Consider the following 17891-nt stretch of genomic DNA (forward strand, 5'->3'; position numbering starts at 1 on the left):
ATTTTCAAATGGATTCGACAATGTCCATACCTCCTGCAAATAATTTATATGAAGAGGGCAGCCCCGTTTCTTGGGACTGCCCCATGTTTATACCATAACCTTGCAAATATCATTTGTAAATTCTATTGGATCTGCAACCGGCAATCCTTCGATGAGCAGCGCCTGATTATACAGGAGATTTGTATAAAGGGCAGCCTTTTCTTTATCTTGTTCGAAAGCGGCTTTCAATGACCTGAATACGTCGTGATCCGCATTGATTTCGAGGATTTTATCCGCTTTTACTTCCTGGTTGTTCGGCATGGCGCTGAGGATCTTTTCCATTTCAATGGAAACCTCCCCGTCAGCCGTCAGGCACACCGGATGGTTTTTAAGGCGTGTGGAAATTTTGACATCCTTCACTTTGCCGGAAAGGGTCTCTTTCATATAATCCAGAAGGTCCTTGTTTTCCTTTTCTTCCGCCTCAGTCTTCTCCTTGGTTTCCTCATCAATGCCCAGGTCACCGCTTGCGACAGATTTAAATTCTTTATCTTTATAGGACATCAGCATTTTAATCGCAAACTCATCGACATCTTCCGTAAAGTATAGAATCTCATACCCCTTGTCCGCCACAAGCTCGGTCTGCGGCATCCGGGCGATTCTTTCATTCGTTTCGCCGGTCGCATAGTAAATATATTTCTGGTCTTCCGGCATTCTTGATACATATTCATCGAGTGTGACAAGCTTCTCTTCTTTGGAAGAATAGAACATCAACAGATCCTGCAAGACGTCCTTATCCTGGCCGAAATTGTTATAGACGCCGAATTTAAGCTGACGGCCGAAAGATTTGTAGAACAGTTCGTATTTTTCCCTGTCGTTCTTTAAAAAGTTCTCCAATTCCCGTTTGATTTTGCTTTGGATATTTTTGGCGATAAACTTCAACTGCCGGTCCTGCTGTAAAATTTCCCTTGAAATATTCAGCGACAAGTCTTCGGAGTCAACCATCCCTTTGACAAAACTGAAATAATCGGGCAACAGATCCGGACATTTCTCCATGATCAGTACGCCGCTGGAATACAGCTCAAGCCCTTTTTCGAATTCTTTCGAGTAATAGTCAAAAGGAATATTTTCTGGGATAAATAGGATTGCATTATACCTGACAGTGCCGTCGACTTTAATATGGATATGCTTGAGGGGCTTGTCAAAGCCATAATGTTTTTCCTGATAAAAGTTCACGTAATCTTCGTCAGTCAGTTCGCTTTTGTTCTTTCTCCAAATCGGAACCATGCTGTTGATCGTCTGTTCCTCTTTGTATTCCTCGAATTCATTTTCGCTGCCTTCTTTCAGCCTGCTTTCGGTGACTTCCATCTTGATTGGATAGCGAATGAAATCGGAGTATTTTTTGATGATTGATCTTAAGCGATATTCCTCTAAATACTCATCATAATTTTCATCCTCGGTGTTTTCCTTGATCTTCAAGAGGATTTCAGTGCCGACGTTCTCTTTTTCATACGGCTCGATTGTATAGCCGTCCGCGCCGGTGGATTCCCATTTAAAAGCCTGATCGCTTCCGAAAGCTTTTGTCAAAACCGTCACCTTGTCAGCCACCATAAAAGCCGAATAAAACCCGACGCCGAATTGGCCGATGATATCATGGCCGTCTTTAATCTCATTTTCGCTTTTGAAGACATGCGAACCGCTCTTGGCAATGACCCCGAGGTTGTTTTCAAGCTCTTCCTCTGTCATTCCGATCCCGGTATCCATTACTTTCAAGGTCCGGCTCTCTTTGTCGGCATCAATTTTTATGTAATAATCCTCACGGTTAAACGTCAAAGAGTCATCCGTAAGCGCCTTGTAGTACATCTTGTCAATTGCATCACTCGCGTTTGAGATCAATTCCCGCAAAAAGATTTCACGATTGGAGTAGATGGAATTGATCATCAAATCAAGCAGTCTTTTGGACTCAGCTTTGAAAGCCTGTTTTGCCATCTGAAAATCCCCTTTCCATTGGTACTTGGCACTCTGTCCTCATGAGTGCTAATATTTAATTTAATAACATATAGAATGAAGGCATGTCAATACAAACACCAAAGGAGCAGCTCGTGCTGCTCCTTTCAAATTGATTATTTCAAACTTCCAAAATGCGGCCCTGTCCCCTGCTCTTCTTTCCAGTTGAGAAGCTGGGACACCGTGACAAATTGATAGCCTTCCTTTTCCAATTGAGTCAAAAGATTCGGCAATGCATCTGCCGTTGAGGAATGGATATCGTGCATAAGGACCATTCCCCCCGGAGCAACGCTGCTTTCGACTTTCTTTTTCACCGAAAAAGCATTTCGGATCTTCCAATCCAAAGAATCCACTGACCAAAGAATGATAGAATCGCCGTTTTCTTTTGCGTATTTTACAAAATGATCGTTATAGGCGCCATAAGGAGGACGGAGCAGATGAGGAGTTATTCCGGTTGCTTCCACAATTTTTTCCTTCGAATAGTCCATTTCCTCTTTTATTTTCTTCGGCCCTAATTTCGATAAGTTCGGATGACTTTTAGAGTGGTTGCCGATTTCATGTCCCTCTTCCGCCACTTTCCGGGCAAGCTCAGGATAATAATCCACTTGGTTTCCAAGCATGAAGAAGGTGGCTTTTGCATTGTGTTCCTTCAATGTTTTCAGTATTCTCGGCGTTACATCTGGACTTGGACCGTCATCGAATGTCAGCGCCACATATTTACCATTCGTATCCAGTTTCAATTGTTCCTGCTGAATGATTTTTTCTTTTTCAAGCTTCTGCTCTTTTGGCATTTTTAAAAATGAATCAACGTCTTTTTGGAGATAGATATACATCTTTTCAACGGGGACATCAATTTCAATAGCGCCAGCCGCTCCTGCGGCAATTTTGTATTCATCTATGTATAAGGAAAAGTTCTTGCGGTCGATGGACCATTCCCAGTTTTCCGGATGCTTCACCCACTGATTAAAATCTTCAACAACCAAATACGGCTGGATTTCTTTATTGTTATGAAGTTCATCCCAAACAACCTTTTGAATGCCTTCCAGGTTGTCTTTATTCAAATCCAAAATATCGCCGATTTTTAGAAAGCGGTCATTTTCAATATCGATGTTGAAAACTTTCACCGTATTCTGTCCGTTTGCTCCGCCGTTTATCATATATTTCCGGAAAACAAGGCTGTAATAATCTTCCGTAATCCGATTGGTCTCCATCTGGATGTTGAGATCGGCACGCATGCCATCTGTAAGCTCCTCTTTGTTTTGTACGGCTTCCTCTATAAATTTCTCTTTCTGACCCTTGATCCATTTATTAATGGGTTTATTGACATTCTCACTATCTATGTCAGGTTCGTTGATAGAATATGTATATTCATCCGTCTGCTTTGTTACAGTCTTCAAGTTAATCTTAGGATACTTGCTGACAACTTTCTCCTCTTGGATTTCTTCCTGGCTTTTCGCCTTGATTGAGACGTTTACCAGTCTGTCAATTCCCCCAATTATAAGGAAAATCACCAAAAACAATAGAATCCACCCAGGTAATTTGATCCGTCCAGCCAATTGAAAAACTTCCCTTTTTATAAAGTTTGCCCGACAAAAATATGTATCTGCAACTCTTTTAATTTTACACCGATGTTTCAATTATTACAATTGGATTACGGAGTTTTTCACAAAAAATGAACACTTTAAGAAGGAGCGCTTCATGGAGCTTTTTTGGGGGGATGGGCGGGCGGAGCCAGTGACCGCGTTACGCACTTTTGCCTCTTCGCGGGCATTGGCGAGCGGCTCCAGTGTCCGCGTTACGCGCTTTTGTCCTTTCGCGGGCATTGGCGGGCCGCTCCAGTGACCACGTTACGCGCTTTTGTCCCTTCGCGGGCATTGGCGGGCGGAGCCAGTGACCGCGTTACGCACTTTTGTCCCTTCGCGGGCATTGGAGAGCGGAGCCAGTGACCACGTTACGCGCTTTTGACCCTTCGCAGGCATTGGAGAGAGTCAAGTCCTTATTTATGTGTAAAAATACATTAATGTTTTCGACCTTTGTTAAGGTATAATCTCTATTTGAATATTCAGTCTGGGTAGGGGCGGGGGAGCCCCCTACCCAGACTAGAATTTTTTAAATTCTTGCTGAACTCTCCATCAAAGCACAGCCACAGCGTAGCTGCTTGCCATTGACCGCAGCGCCCGATTCTTAGTAGGCGCTGGAAGGGGGCGGGGCCCCGCCAGCGAATGCTTAGAATCGATTTGTCCGTGTTACCATACATTGCAGGTTAGCCTTCAGGCTTTTCTTTTCGCTAGCCTGCGTGAATCCCACTACACGGACAAAAGCAAGGTCAATGGTGGCGTTCTCCGGTTATGCTCCCCCGTAGCCCTTCAAATACTGTTTACCAGCCCAATCCTCGTCTATATCCATCAGGACTGAGCCAATTGTCCGGATAGCCGATTGATCATTGGGAAATATTGAAATCACCTTTTCCCTTCTGCGGATTTCCCTGTTTACGCGTTCCAGCATATTAGTGGTGCGCAAATGCTTATGATATTCGGCGGATTGGGAGTGAAATTGCATCGCGTCCTCAAACCCCTCCTCCAGCTTCGTGATAGCCTTTTGAAGGCCTTTAGAATCCTGATGTTTCTCTACAAACTGATTCTTTAACTCCCGGGCATGGGACAGCTTAGATGTTTTAAAAATGTCCTTGATTTCTTGGCGGATCTCCTGGGTGTTCTTTTTTGGCAGTGCATCTATGATATTTCGCAAAAAGTGTACACAGCATCTTTGCCATGATGTTCCAAGAAATGATTGTTTAATGGATTCTACCAGTCCGGCATGGGCATCTGAAATAACCATTTTGGGAGACTGGAGCCCCCGTGATTTTAGGTAGTCAAAAAAAGCAGACCAACTTTCCGTGGACTCTTTATGGCTAACCTGTAAACCAATAATTTCCCTATAACCATTTTCATTGACCCCACATGCCACATGAACACCTTTTGATACAACTTTGTCATTCTCACGGACTTTAATATACATGGCATCCACATACATATACGGATAGTATAAAGTGTTCAGGGGGCGGTTTCTCCATTCATTAACAATGGGATCAAGCGATTTGGTTAACTCTGATACAAATGATTTTGAAACGCTTTTTCCGCATAGTTCCTCCACAATTTTACCTACTTTACGCGTAGAAACACCATTGACGACCATTTCCATCATGGAGACGATTAACGCTTGTTCCCAGCGCTGAAACTTTTTAAAAATAGTGGTAGAGAATTCACCATCCCTGGTACGGGGAACTTTTAATTTTAAAGAGCCTGCGCCGGTGACCAGCTCACGCGTATAATAGCCATTCCGAGAGTCTCTCCGCTCCTCATTCCTTTCGTAGGGAAGAGCATTGATGTACTCATCCCTTTCCTTTTCCATCAAAGAATTTAAAATGAGAGCAAGGGAAGCCTTCACAGGCGATTCTAGTGAACTGTTTTCAACTTTCGCTTTGAGATCTTCCAGATTTATAGTAATATTTATTTGGGTCATCATCATGTCCTCCGTTTATGGTTTTCTTGGTCGAAAAACATTGTATCACGGGTCATGATGGTGACCTATTCTTTTTACACAATTATACGGACTTTATCTTGGAGAGCCGCTCCAGTGACCGCGTTACGCGCTTTTGTCCCTTCGCGGGCATTGGCGGGCGGAGCCAGTGACCGCGTTACGCGCTTTTGTCCCTTCGCGGGCATTGGAGAGCCGCTCCAGTGACCGCGTAACACGCTTTTGACCTTTTAAGGGCATTGGCGGGCGGAGCCAGTGACCGTGATAAGGATCAAGACACTCTTAAGGGGATCAGTCCGCCACCCAACCATTAAAAAAAGTCCTCATAAGCATTTCATGAGGACCAAAAAACGGCAATTATGGCAATTATAAGGAAATCCTACATTATTGTTTTATGGATTATCATATAATCCTTCGTTTACTTTAAAGCTCTGTAAGCATTCAAATGCCCGCTTCCAAAGTTCTTTTTGTCGGTACCCTTTACTGGATCGACAGCCGTTTTGTATAACAGGTCCTCCAGTTTTTTCGGCGGCATTTTTCCATGTTTGTCGATTAGCAGTGCAGCGACAGCAGATACTTTTGGAGTAGCCATGGATGTACCGATGGACCAATAGTAGCCGCCATCTTCACCTGCACTCAGGTTGAACTCCTGTTCAAACAGGCGCTTGTTTATATATTCATCAAACCTTCCTTCTGCTTCATATTGATCGTACATTCTCGCATCCCCACCCACTGCGGCAATGTCTATAAATCCCGGACCGTAGTTTGAGTAGTTTGCCAGAACATCTTTCGGTCCCGTTGCAGAAACCGTCACGACACCCGGAATGGTGCCCGGCACTTCAAAACCGGCTCCGACAGCATAAAGCCCATATTCGGCAAGTTCTAAATTGATATATTCCATGACCTCTTTTTTATTCGTTGCATTCAGGCTTTCATTTCCTGCAGCCACAACTACAAGAGACCCTTTGCCTGTAGCATAATCGACGGCACGTTTGTAGGCTTTGAAATCCGCCACATCATTTCCGAGATTTTCTTTTTTCCCTGTTTCAGGATCAATATAAAAAATTTGCCCTTTGACATCAAATCCGCCCAAACTCATGGAAATGACATCCACCCCATCGTTGGCTGCGGCAACCATTGCTGCAATAATCCATGATGTTTCCGCAGAGCTGGTGCCAAATACGCGATAAGCCCGGATTCCTGTATCCGGTGCTACGCCCAGCATGGCCCCATTTGCTGCGATGGATCCGGCAACATGGCTCCCATGCCCATGGAGATCATCGAATGCGTTTGGATCCCCATTTTCATATGGTTCCGTCCCTTGGAATCCTCCGGCCGGAACAAAGTTTTTGGAACCAGGCATCAGGTTTTTCACCAAGTCCGGATGATCCCGGTCGATTCCTGTATCAATCACTCCCACAACGACATCATGGGAACCTGTTCCAAGCTTGTAGCTTTCCCCATTATTCGTGATGCGCTGAATATCCCATTGCTTGTCCCAGAGAACCGCATTGCCGGGATTGATATTGCTTGCTTTGATCTTGTGTGTCTTAGGAAGATTCCATTTAATCGAAGGATTGGCCGTGCTTACACCAGAAATCCCTTTCAATTTTCCAAATGCCTTTGATGGAACCTTCACTTGAGCAAAGCCAATTTCCGGAACGGTATAGGTTACTTCTCCGCCCAAGCTTTTTACCTGCTGGTCAAATGTGGAAGGAATGGAATTCTTGTTAAACAGGACCGAATAGCGCTGCTCTTTCGAGCCATTCGCTTTTGCATGACCGGCAGGCGGAAGGAAACTTAATAAAAGAATGAAGATGGCAATAACGGCAAAGAATTTTTTCATCATGCTCCTCCTCGGCAAAATTTTAAGAAATTTCTTTCTTAAAAATACTTTCGCCGGGAGGCTTGGGTTTTCCTTTGATTCTTTTGGCCTAAAGTTTCTATGGCTTTTTCCAAGCCGCCGCATATTTTTTTGATGCTTGGCCTGCCCTTCTTTTTTTTCCTTGTTCGTTCATACTAACTAATCCTTACCCCTTCAAAGCGCACTCGGTCTGGGGTGGAAAAATTGTTGATTGTTCCGGCCACACCGCTTCTCGTTATGACATCTACGGTATCCCCAGCCTGTAATTGAACGATTGCCGAGACATCCGTATAACCCTCATTACCGGGAAAATAATCAAAAGCCGAGGCTATAACGTTACCATTCACGCGTATGAATAATTCAATAAAATATGTTTGGCCTAATACTGACGGTAAAAATACGATACTTGCATTAAACGAATATATCCCACTTTGTTGAGGGATGAAGTTTCCGGTGGCAGTGTCGTACTCACTGTTAATATCCAATCGCTCTGTCGTATATAATACTTTTGTAAAAGTAAGTGCTGCTAAAGGGTCAGGACCAGTTCTGACTGCCCTGAATGCAGAAGTGGTTTGGGCAATATCCAATTCAGCTGCAGCAGGTACTGTAAAATCGCCCTGTTCGTTGGAGGTTGGTGCAATGGATTGTCTATTTAATCCCCTTGTCACATTTGGGGCTAAAAGCGGACTGGATTTGCTATAACCCTTTCTTCTTCTTTTACGAGATGACATTTTCCTCCCTCCTTTCTTCTAATTATTTTAAATTCCAGAAGATGATAGCCTGGCGGCAGCAAAATGTGTACCAGAGGACGCAAGAATGGTCCCGGCTGCGGTGCTTCTCATCGCAACAGTTACCTCATCTTCGGCGTTTAATTGCAAAATATCAGAAGTTGATATAATCCCTGTAAGGCTGCCCACAAATGATTCATTGTTTAGACTGAACGTAACCCCATTAATAAGAAAAACAATTTCTAAAGAGAAATTACCGATGACAGCAGGTTGAAATGCGTAAGAAGCTTGGAGTGAATACACGCCGGTTGTTTGCGGCGTAAATGTGGAATTGGCGGGATTATATTCATTTGCCAAATCAAATTGTTCGTTGGGAAAAAAATTTGGGATGCTGCATTGGCAGTAACAGGCTGGGTTGTGCTATTAGTCGCCCTAAACGCTGAATTTGCCTGGGGACGACTTCCTGGATTTCTATTCAATCCCGGCGTTACATTTCGGGATAATAACGGTTCTGACAGATTGGGAGAACGCCTGGCTCTTTTTAATCTATTTGGCTGTCGTATAGACATTTTTTCTACCTCCTTTCTTATCAACTGCCAATTTACAATACATTATACGGGCTTCGGAAAGTACTAGTAACGGCAGTTGCCGCAGGAAGATAAAAAAGGCTTCAACCTCAAATCATATGTATAGCTGAACGCAAAAAAGAGCAGCTCAATAATATCAAGCTGCTTTATTATAAATATTAGATTAGACCATCAATCGAAACGATAGTAGCTTTATTTGCTTTATTCTTCTTCCTCTAAATCATCCGGATATACAATTGTATCAAATATTTCCCCTGTCTCAGCATTTTCAAGAGCTATCGCCACCTTGGCCTCTTAAGCGATGCTGGTGGCTGTACAGAACCTTTCCATAAATGCCTTTATTAATGATAATCTCAAAGCCCTGTTCATCAAGGGCTTCCAAGTCTCTTTTAATTGCCCGGGGATCAAAGTCAGTCTCGCTTGAAAAAGCATGCTTCAACTTTTCGGCCAATTCTTTCATGCTTAGCTGATTGCTCTCATCCGTCTCCTCAAACAAAATTCTTTCCAATGCAAGTAAACGTTGGCTTCCCTTTACCTCCATAACGGAATTCACTCCCCTAAAAATATTCTTTCTTTATATGGATTCTGAAGGATTTATACAAGACTCCGTACGAAAAGTCCCCTTCACGTATGTACATATAACAATCCACCCCTATTATATAATGTTGATTCTGCGAGGATAATGGGTATATAATAAACACAGAAGCAATAGAATAAAAAAAGAGAATGCTGCTGGTAACAGCATTCTCGGTATAGCAGTCAACCGCATAGGTGCGGCGGCCAATTGGCGAAAAAAGTCAATCCTTCACCTACTTGCCTGGCAGGGTGGATTACTTTTTTCCATTCCTATCGATCAACACAATGATCAATGTCAAGAATGCACAAAAAGCAATGATGTGATCAGTAGTAACGATCATACGCGTCACCCCCTTTCTATCTATCTGTGGGGGGCCGCCGCACCCTGCGACTGCTATTTCTACTATACTAACTTTTCGTCAATAAGTCTGTCACTCTGACAGTCTTTTTATTTTGCCACCGGCTTGTCATCCCGTAGAATATAGATTAACCAGAAGATCGTAAGAAGGGAGAAGAATAGCTTACCTCCATAACGGAATTCACTCCCCTAAAAATATTCTTTCTTTATATGAACCCTGAAGGCTTTTATAAAAGACTCCGGTGATGATGGCACGGTGTACGAAAAGATCCCCCTGCTCGTATGTACATATAACAATCCGCCTTCGTCACCCATTTTTCGAAATGATAAATCGGAAATGTCCCTTATTGGGAACTCGCGGTGTTTTGTAACGAGACGATCTTGATAAAGATAGATTTTTCGTTCCTCTTCTTCGGATACGAGTTCACCGTCAATGATTTGCCTTTGGACTTTGACATACGGCTGAACGGCCAGCAGACCCATAAAAAACCTCCAAATATCAAGCTTTCCTTTCATTTTGATACTTCCGGTATTCAATGTAAAGAAAAGCGCAAGGCGCGCAGCCTTAGGCGCAAAGCTAGCCTACGCTTGCGAAGGCGTAGTTTGCCTTCAAGAGATTGGCTTAATCCTTGTGCCGATGGAGCCTGAAGCTGGGCCTATCACATCATCATTCCATATAGATGTTTCATCCAAATTTTTATACATTCTTTAAAAGTCAAAAAACCCCAAAGGGCATGGCTCTTTGAGGTTTAGTTCTTATGGCCTGACAAAGTCAACTTTTTCTTCTGATCCTAGGTTCACTGTCGTTTCGCTTGGCTTCGTTTCGGAAATGATGCGGCCGTTTCGAATAGAGTATTTGACAACTGCCTGCCTGCGGATCGCTTCGTATTCATTTTCGGCGGAAAGGACGATCAGGTTGGCAGGCTTGCCTTTTTCGATTCCGTAGCTGTCTTCTATATTTAGCGTCCTGGCGCTATTTTCAGTAATTAGATCGATGGAGTTGACGATCTGTTCGTAGCCCATTAGCTGTGAAGCGTGGATGCCCATATGAAGCACTTGGAGCATATTTCCTGTTCCAAGCGGATACCATGGGTCGAAAATGTCGTCATGCCCGAAGCAGACGTTCATTCCGGCTTCCAGCAGCTCTTTTACGCGCGTCAGCCCCCGTCTTTTCGGATACGTATCAAACCTTCCCTGCAGGTGGATATTGACGAGAGGATTGGACACAAAGTTGATTCCGGACATTTTTAAAAGCCTGAACAGTTTGTACGTATAAGCATCGTTATAGGAGCCCATCGCTGTCGTATGGCTTGCGGTTACCCGGCTGCCGAGTCCTCTTTCATAGCTTTCGGCTGCTACGACTTCGACAAAGCGGGATTGTTCATCATCAATTTCATCGCAATGGATATCAACAAGGCGGTCATATTTTTCCGCCAGGTCAAAGGCTGTTTTCAGTGAATTGACCCCATATTCCCGTGTAAATTCAAAATGGGGGATTCCGCCGACGACATCTGCACCCATTTTCAAGGATTCCTCCAGCAGCTCCGCTCCGTTGGGATAAGAAAGGATTCCTTCCTGCGGGAAAGCGACAAGCTGCAAATCCACATAAGGAGACATTTCCTCTTTGACTTCCAGCATTGCCTTCATTGCTGTTAAGTCCGGATCCGTTACATCCACATGAGTACGGACATGCTGAATCCCCTGGGCAATCTGCCATTTTAGCGCAGTTTTCGCCCTTGTTTTGACATCTTCCAGCGTAAGGGTTTCTTTTCTTTGCGACCATCTTTGAATGCCTTCAAATAATGTGCCGCTTTGATTCCATTCCGGCTCCCCGGCCGTCAATGTTGTATCCAGATGAATGTGCGGCTCGATGAAAGGTGGAAGGACAAGAGAGCCGTCCACATCCAATACTTCTTGATCCGTTTGCTCAACAGCCCCCTGGGAAATGTCCTCAATTTTACCTTCCCTGACGAAAATGTTCCACAAGCCGTCTTTGCCCCGGAGTTTTGCATTTTGAATGATCATCGTTTAGCCCACCTTTTCTGTAACGATTATTTCTTCAGTTTGTTTTTTAGCAAACAGCTTGGAAAGAACGACAAACGTAATAACTGAACCCAACAGCGAATTGACAGGCGGGATGCCTGGAGCAAGTTCGGCAATGGCAACCCCTGCGGCCCATGCGACTATGGCCGTCCAGTTGACCGCTTTAAAAGTCATTTCTTCAAACTTTTTGTACTTGCCGCGGTTCACGATGAAGAAGTCGGCCAATATGATGGCACCGATCGAAGGCAGTGTTGAGCCCAAAATCGTCAACCAATCCACAAAGTTGTTGTAAAGCCACATCGCCAGTATCGTACCGACAATCCCGTTAAAGATGACGACTTTGCTTCTGGGAATTTTTGTGATATTGGAAAATCCAAGTCCTGATGCATACAGAGCATTGTCATTCGTTGTCCAGATGTTCAACCCCAACACAATAATGGCCGGCACGATCAGATTTTGCAAGAACATGACCTCAGAGATATCAGATTGCCCTGTAGCGATTGCGCCAACGGCACCAAAAAGGAACATGAGTGAATTCCCGATGAAAAAGGCGATAACAGTCGAAACGACGGCTGAACGTTTCGTTCTCGCAAAGCGGGTAAAATCAGGCGTCAATGTTCCAGCGCTTATAAAGGAACCTACACAAATGGTCAAAGCGGCCGCCAGTCCAATCGCTTCTGTCGGCTGGTATTGAAACAACCCTTGCATGCCCCCGACTGATTCTGTCGCTTTGAATACGGAAAAGCTGCCAAGGATCGTAATGAGCGGAACTGCTATAAAGCCGAGAATCGTTAAAGCTTTCATGCCGAAAAACGCTGTAACGGTCATGAGGATTCCTGCAATTCCAATCAAAAGATACGTATCCAACCCCGTCACTTTTTGAACAGGGACAGCAAACATCGCGACACCGACCCCAAACCAGCCGACTTGCGTTGCAGCCAGCAGGAAAGATGATAGGTAAGATCCTTTTTCCCCGAACGCGTAGCGGGCAAGCAAGTGGGTGGATAAACCGGTCTTTGCCGCGATATACGCCAACGCCCCTGTATAGGCGCCAAGGATTAAGTTGCCCGCAAGAGTGATCCCGATAAATTGCATGAAAGTCAAGCCCTTGCCAAGCGTGCCTCCTGACCACATGCTGGCGGAGAAAAATGTGAGTCCCAACATGACGACCAGAATCTGCCAGAAATTATTGCGGTGTGATTGAGGCACTGCCTCCAATGAAAAATCCTTGTCTATCTTTTCCATCCCAATTCCTCCAATATGAATTAAATTTTGAACTGGTACTGAAGAATTATTCAAGGGTGGAAAAAGAAAAAGGCCTCCTGCCGTTTTTTCCGACAAGAAGCCTGTCTCTACATGAAACAATGGCGAAAATGATATTTCTCGCTCACCGCTTCATATATATCCGTTGTCCTTGCCAGCCTCACGGGACTGAATTAAAGGTACCAGTATGAAACTGGACTTATTATTTCAAAAAAAATTAAGTGAGTCAACATGAAATTTCAGGATCCTTTTCCAATACTGCCCCTTTTCATATACAATACTTTTAAAGACTTAAAAAGAACGGTGATCCCATGTTTAAAATCTTTCTAATAGAAGATGATGCGACTTTGTTCAATGAGATCAAAGAGCGGCTTTCGCAGTGGTCGTATGATGTATATGGCGTGACTGATTTTGGCCGGGTGCTTCAGGAGTTTGCCGCCATCAAGCCGGATCTGGTAGTGATTGATATCCAGCTTCCGAAATTTGACGGTTTCCATTGGTGCCGGATGATCCGCTCCCACTCCAACGTGCCGATCATCTTTTTGTCCTCACGGGACCACCCGACGGACATGGTGATGTCCATGCAGCTTGGAGCGGACGATTTTATCCAGAAGCCCTTCCACTTTGACGTGCTCATTGCCAAAATACAGGCAACCCTTCGCCGCGTCTACAACTACAATACAGAATCTATGGACATGAAAACCTGGTGCGGCGCAACCGTCGACTACGCGAAAAATACCGTTACCAACGAAAACGGGACAGTCGAATTAACGAAAAATGAAATGTTTATCTTGAAGATTCTCATTGAGAGGAAAAATACTATTGTCAGCCGTTCCGATCTGATCAAAAGCTTGTGGGATGATGAAAGATTTGTCAGTGACAACACGCTGACTGTCAATGTAAACCGCTTAAGAAAAAGCTTGGGAGAAATAGGGCTTGGCAAAATGATTGAAACTAAAGTGGGCCAGGGGTACATGGCGAAAGAAGAGGATTAGTAGATGTTAAAAAAATTTTTGATTGAAAGGCGCAGCTGGATTTTGCTGTTTTTATTTACCCAGCTCCTGCTCCTTTTTATCGCCTATATAGATTCATCCATCCCGATCAACTCCATCATTTATATCGTTTTTCTATCTTTCATGATATTCATGATCTTTTTGGCGGTCCGCTACAATAAAGAAACTCCCTTTTACAAAAGTTTGAAGGAATGGGATGGAAGCCTCGATCTTTCTGAAATAGACGAAGCGGAAGCCCCATTCGAGAAAATAGTGGAACATCGCATCAAGGATCAAACAGAGAGGCAGACGGAAATCACCACCGCCAACCGGATAGCCCTCGAACAGGAAAGAGATGATTTATTATCCTGGATCCATGAAGTGAAAACGCCGCTCACCGCCATGCATTTGATAATTGAACGGCTGGAAGACGATAAAATAAAGGCACAGCTTACTTACGAATGGCTGCGCATCCACCTTTTGCTTGACCAGCAGCTTCATCAGAAGAGGATTTCATTTATTGAAAATGACCTCCATGTCGAAAAAATCGCATTGGAACCGTTGGTTTTTAAAGAGATTAAAAACCTCCAGTCATGGTGCATGCAAAAAGGCATCGGATTTGAAGTTGATTTGAAAGCAGATGAAGTCCTCAGCGATGAGAAATGGCTCGCTTTTATCATAAGACAGCTGTTGACGAATGCGGTAAAATACAGCGGGGAATCCGACATTATCATTAAGAGTAGGAAAGATCATGATCAAACCTTTCTTGAAGTGCAGGATTTCGGGCGCGGTATCGATCCTAAGGACCTCCCCCGCATTTTTGACAAAGGTTTTACCTCAACAACACATCCGGATAGGGCCGCAACCGGTATGGGGCTGTATCTGGCAAAAAAAGCGGCCGAATCCCTGCTGATCCACATTCATGTAAAATCTCAACCGGGCAGAGGGACAATCTTTGCTCTAACTTTCCCTAAACCAAACGAATTTGTGAATCTCACACGCATGTGACATGATTGTCACATGCTTTTATTATTTGTTCGGCCAATCGAAGGAAAAAGACATTCAATCCTTTTATGATAAAAATAACGAGTAAAGGAGTGAACCTAAATGAGCATTCTTGAAGCGCAAAAAATTTATAAAAGCTACGGGAATAAATTCAATAGACAGGAAGTTTTAAAAGGGATAGACATCGAGGTGGAAAAAGGCGATTTTGTCAGCATCATGGGTGCTTCCGGATCCGGAAAAACAACATTGCTCAATGTCCTTTCCTCCATCGACCGGGTAAGCCAGGGCATGATCAAAATTAACGGCAAGGATATTGTCGGCATGAAAGAAAAACAGCTTGCCGAATTCCGGAAAAATCATCTCGGCTTTATTTTCCAGGAGTATAATCTCCTAGACACTTTGACAGTGAAAGAAAATATCCTTCTCCCCTTGTCGATTACAAAAACGCCGAAAAAGGAAGCTGAGCAAAAGTTCCATCAGCTGGCATCTGAACTTGGCATCGCCGAAATAAAAGATAAATATCCGAATGAAATTTCCGGAGGGCAGAAGCAGCGGACATCCGCAGCCAGGGCTTTCATTCACAATCCAAGCATCATTTTTGCCGACGAGCCGACAGGCGCGCTTGATTCCAAGTCCGCTTCCGATCTTTTAAATAAACTGAGCAGCTTAAACGAAAAGTTGGGTGCGACGATTATTATGGTGACGCATGACCCGGTGGCTGCAAGCTTTTCAAGAAGAGTGATTTTCATCAAAGACGGACAAATGTATACACAGTTGAACAAAGGCGAAGAAACGAGACAGACATTCCTGAAGGATATCATGAAAACCCAAGGCGTGCTGGGCGGTGTCCACGATGAACGTTAATCAGATCATTTTCCGAAGTTTGAAAAAGAACATAAAGAACTACTATCTCTATGTTTTTGCCTTGATTTTCAGCGTCGCCCTTTATTTCGCTTTTGTCACCTTGCAATATGACCCGGCAATGGACGCGGCCAAAGGTTCCATCAAAGGCGGAGCCGCGCTCCGAGCCGCATCCGTCCTGCTTATAGCCATTGTTTCGGTGTTCCTTTTATACGCCAATCAACTTTTTATTAAAAGAAGGAGCAAAGAAATTGGGCTTTTCCAGCTGATTGGGATGACAAAAAATAAAATCTTCCAGCTTCTGGGCGCAGAAAATTTCATTCTTTATTTCAGCTCTCTGGTGGTTGGAATATTGGCCGGCTTTTCCGTATCAAAGTTAATCACCATGATCTTGTATAAGATAACCGGAGTGAATGAGATTGCCACGCTGACATTCTCGTCAAAGGCATTAATCCAAACAGTGGCCGGCTTTTCTGTCATCTATCTTTTCATCCTGATGATGAATTACTTTTTTATCAAGAGACAGAGCATCTTGTCTTTATTCCGGGTCCTTTCTTCCACTGAAACAAAAGTGAAGAAGCTATCCAAATTTCAAGTGCTCATCGGAATCCTTGGAATCATTTTGATTATCACAGGCTATTATGTATCATCAAAACTGTTTGGCGGTGATTTTACAACGGCACCGCAATTACTCGGAGCCATGTTGTTTATTCTCGCCTCCGTCATTATTGGAACATACCTTTTTTATAAAGGTTCAGTAAGTTTTATCTTTCATTTAATCCGGAAAAGGAAGAACGGATATTTAAACATTAACGAGGTGCTTTCGCTTTCTTCTATCATGTTCCGGATGAAATCAAATGCGCTGCTGCTTACTGTCATTACAACAGTATCTGCCTTGGCAGTCGGGTTTTTGTCACTCACTTACATTTCGTATTATTCGGTGGAAAAATCAGCGCGGGACAATGTTCCAGCGGATTTCACCATAACAGACGTAAAAGATGCGGATGAATTGAAAGATACTTTTAAAAAGAACCAGATTGCCTTCACTGAAACAAAAATCAACGTGATCCAAGTGGAAGCCAATATTAAAGACATTCTGGACAGCGACCTGGAGGGTATGAATTTTGACCCCAATGTCATGCAGATGGCCGTCGTCAGTGACAGGGAAGTCGATGGGATCGATGTTTCCCCTGACGATACGGTATTTACCGGATATTCCGATGTGATGCAGAAGTTTATATCTTTTAAAGACTATGGCAAAATCAAGTGGAAAACACAAAACGGGGCAATTACGCAACATTACAAAGGCTTGCGTAAGGAAGTCATCCTGCCCTGGACCTTTACAAGCGGCGGCATGCCGGTTGCCATTGTAGACGATACCGTGTTTGACCGCCTGAAGAAGGATTTGAATCCTAAGATTCAGAAAGAGCCGATTTATATCGGAATCGACATTAAGGATGAAAAAAACATTGAAAAAGCGAATGACATCTTTCGCACGCTTGGTTTTGACGAAATCTGGACTTACAATTCGCTATATGAAATGGTCAAAACCCAAAAACAATTATACGGTCTTTCCATGTTTATTGTCGGCTTCTTGGGACTCACCTTCTTGATTACTTCAGGCTGTATCCTTTACTTCAAGCAGATGGACGAAAGCGAAGATGAAAAACCGAACTACACCATCCTGAGAAAGCTTGGATACACGCGCGGTGACCTGTTGCGGGGCATCCAGTCGAAACAACTCTTCAACTTCGGCATCCCGCTTGGCATCGGATTGCTCCATGGGTATTTCGCCGTCAAATCCGGATGGTTCTTCTTCGGCACGGAGCTGTGGACGCCAATGTTTATCGTGATGCTGCTGTACACTGTACTGTATTCCATTTTCAGCCTGCTGTCTGTTCTGTATTATAAAAAAGTGATTAAAGAGGCGTTGTAATAGTTCCAGATGAACGCGAAGAATATAAAGTAAGCCGCAGCCAGATGAGATACTGGCTGCGGCTTTGTATTTAAAACGCTGGACCTTTATATGGATCCGTTTTTCGACTGAAATGGGTATGTTTTGTCGGAATTGGCAGATTTTTTGCAGAAAAAATA

Annotated in this window: 14 protein-coding genes; 4 read left to right on the top strand and 10 right to left on the bottom strand. The window is 43.8% G+C overall.

What is annotated here, in order from left to right:
• Positions 1-87: 87 nt before the first annotated feature.
• The 10 genes from htpG to codB form a co-directional block, all read right to left on the bottom strand.
• Positions 88-1965 (bottom strand): molecular chaperone HtpG, encoded by a 1878-nt coding sequence (htpG, locus tag FS666_RS05505; protein ID WP_120071426.1) that lies wholly within the window; start codon positions 1963-1965, stop codon positions 88-90.
• Positions 1966-2099: 134 nt separating this feature from the next.
• Positions 2100-3494, bottom strand: coding sequence for a polysaccharide deacetylase family protein (locus tag FS666_RS05510; RefSeq protein WP_186364683.1), 1395 nt, complete (start codon positions 3492-3494; stop codon positions 2100-2102).
• Positions 3495-4329: 835 nt separating this feature from the next.
• Positions 4330-5505 (bottom strand): IS256 family transposase, encoded by a 1176-nt coding sequence (locus tag FS666_RS05515; RefSeq protein ID WP_120076025.1) that lies wholly within the window; start codon positions 5503-5505, stop codon positions 4330-4332.
• Positions 5506-5938: 433 nt separating this feature from the next.
• Positions 5939-7366 (bottom strand): S8 family peptidase, encoded by a 1428-nt coding sequence (locus tag FS666_RS05520; RefSeq protein ID WP_144460988.1) that lies wholly within the window; start codon positions 7364-7366, stop codon positions 5939-5941.
• A 173-nt stretch (positions 7367-7539) separates the two neighbouring features.
• The gene (locus FS666_RS05525; RefSeq protein ID WP_120071430.1) at positions 7540-8115 is read right to left on the bottom strand and encodes a C1q-like domain-containing protein; all 576 of its coding nucleotides are present in this window, start codon (positions 8113-8115) and stop codon (positions 7540-7542) included.
• 27 nt (positions 8116-8142) lie between these two features.
• Positions 8143-8469, bottom strand: a complete 327-nt coding sequence (locus FS666_RS20180) for a hypothetical protein (RefSeq protein ID WP_244943852.1) — start codon at positions 8467-8469, stop codon at positions 8143-8145.
• 498 nt (positions 8470-8967) lie between these two features.
• Positions 8968-9240, bottom strand: coding sequence for a hypothetical protein (locus tag FS666_RS05535; protein ID WP_144460952.1), 273 nt, complete (start codon positions 9238-9240; stop codon positions 8968-8970).
• A 582-nt stretch (positions 9241-9822) separates the two neighbouring features.
• Positions 9823-10116 (bottom strand): hypothetical protein, encoded by a 294-nt coding sequence (locus FS666_RS05540; RefSeq protein WP_144460951.1) that lies wholly within the window; start codon positions 10114-10116, stop codon positions 9823-9825.
• Between the two features lie 273 nt (positions 10117-10389).
• Positions 10390-11658 carry a cytosine deaminase gene (locus FS666_RS05545; protein WP_144460950.1) on the bottom strand — a complete coding sequence of 423 codons (1269 nt, stop codon included), beginning with the start codon at positions 11656-11658 and terminating at the stop codon, positions 10390-10392.
• A gap of 3 nt (positions 11659-11661) precedes the next feature.
• Positions 11662-12921, bottom strand: coding sequence for a cytosine permease (gene codB, locus FS666_RS05550; RefSeq protein WP_120071576.1), 1260 nt, complete (start codon positions 12919-12921; stop codon positions 11662-11664).
• Positions 12922-13250: 329 nt separating this feature from the next.
• Here codB and FS666_RS05555 point away from each other — a divergent pair, with 329 nt between their 5' ends.
• From FS666_RS05555 to FS666_RS05570, 4 genes are all read left to right on the top strand, one after another.
• On the top strand, positions 13251-13934 hold the full coding sequence (locus tag FS666_RS05555; RefSeq protein WP_144460949.1) for a response regulator transcription factor: 684 nt from the start codon (positions 13251-13253) through the stop codon (positions 13932-13934).
• Between the two features lie 3 nt (positions 13935-13937).
• Positions 13938-14939, top strand: coding sequence for a sensor histidine kinase (locus tag FS666_RS05560; RefSeq protein ID WP_144460948.1), 1002 nt, complete (start codon positions 13938-13940; stop codon positions 14937-14939).
• Between the two features lie 99 nt (positions 14940-15038).
• Positions 15039-15800, top strand: coding sequence for an ABC transporter ATP-binding protein (locus FS666_RS05565; RefSeq protein ID WP_120071442.1), 762 nt, complete (start codon positions 15039-15041; stop codon positions 15798-15800).
• Positions 15790-17733, top strand: coding sequence for an ABC transporter permease (locus tag FS666_RS05570; RefSeq protein ID WP_144460947.1), 1944 nt, complete (start codon positions 15790-15792; stop codon positions 17731-17733). The genes FS666_RS05565 and FS666_RS05570 overlap by 11 nt, the downstream gene beginning before the upstream one ends.
• Positions 17734-17891 lie beyond the last annotated feature (158 nt).

Source organism: Siminovitchia fortis, from assembly GCF_007681465.1.
Lineage (GTDB): Bacteria > Bacillota > Bacilli > Bacillales > Bacillaceae_C > Siminovitchia > Siminovitchia fortis.

Bases quoted from the DNA above. Each gene is read 5' to 3' on its own strand.
- htpG (WP_120071426.1), bottom strand. From the start codon at position 1,965: ATGGCAAAACAGGCTTTCAAAGCTGAGTCCAAAAGACTGCTTGATTTG.
- FS666_RS05515 (WP_120076025.1), bottom strand. From the start codon at position 5,505: ATGACCCAAATAAATATTACTATAAATCTGGAAGATCTCAAAGCGAAA.
- FS666_RS05520 (WP_144460988.1), bottom strand. From the start codon at position 7,366: ATGAAAAAATTCTTTGCCGTTATTGCCATCTTCATTCTTTTATTAAGT.
- FS666_RS05525 (WP_120071430.1), bottom strand. From the start codon at position 8,115: ATGTCATCTCGTAAAAGAAGAAGAAAGGGTTATAGCAAATCCAGTCCG.
- FS666_RS05535 (WP_144460952.1), bottom strand. From the start codon at position 9,240: ATGGAGGTAAAGGGAAGCCAACGTTTACTTGCATTGGAAAGAATTTTG.
- FS666_RS05540 (WP_144460951.1), bottom strand. From the start codon at position 10,116: ATGGGTCTGCTGGCCGTTCAGCCGTATGTCAAAGTCCAAAGGCAAATC.
- FS666_RS05545 (WP_144460950.1), bottom strand. From the start codon at position 11,658: ATGATCATTCAAAATGCAAAACTCCGGGGCAAAGACGGCTTGTGGAAC.
- codB (WP_120071576.1), bottom strand. From the start codon at position 12,921: ATGGAAAAGATAGACAAGGATTTTTCATTGGAGGCAGTGCCTCAATCA.
- FS666_RS05555 (WP_144460949.1), top strand. From the start codon at position 13,251: ATGTTTAAAATCTTTCTAATAGAAGATGATGCGACTTTGTTCAATGAG.
- FS666_RS05560 (WP_144460948.1), top strand. From the start codon at position 13,938: ATGTTAAAAAAATTTTTGATTGAAAGGCGCAGCTGGATTTTGCTGTTT.
- FS666_RS05565 (WP_120071442.1), top strand. From the start codon at position 15,039: ATGAGCATTCTTGAAGCGCAAAAAATTTATAAAAGCTACGGGAATAAA.
- FS666_RS05570 (WP_144460947.1), top strand. From the start codon at position 15,790: ATGAACGTTAATCAGATCATTTTCCGAAGTTTGAAAAAGAACATAAAG.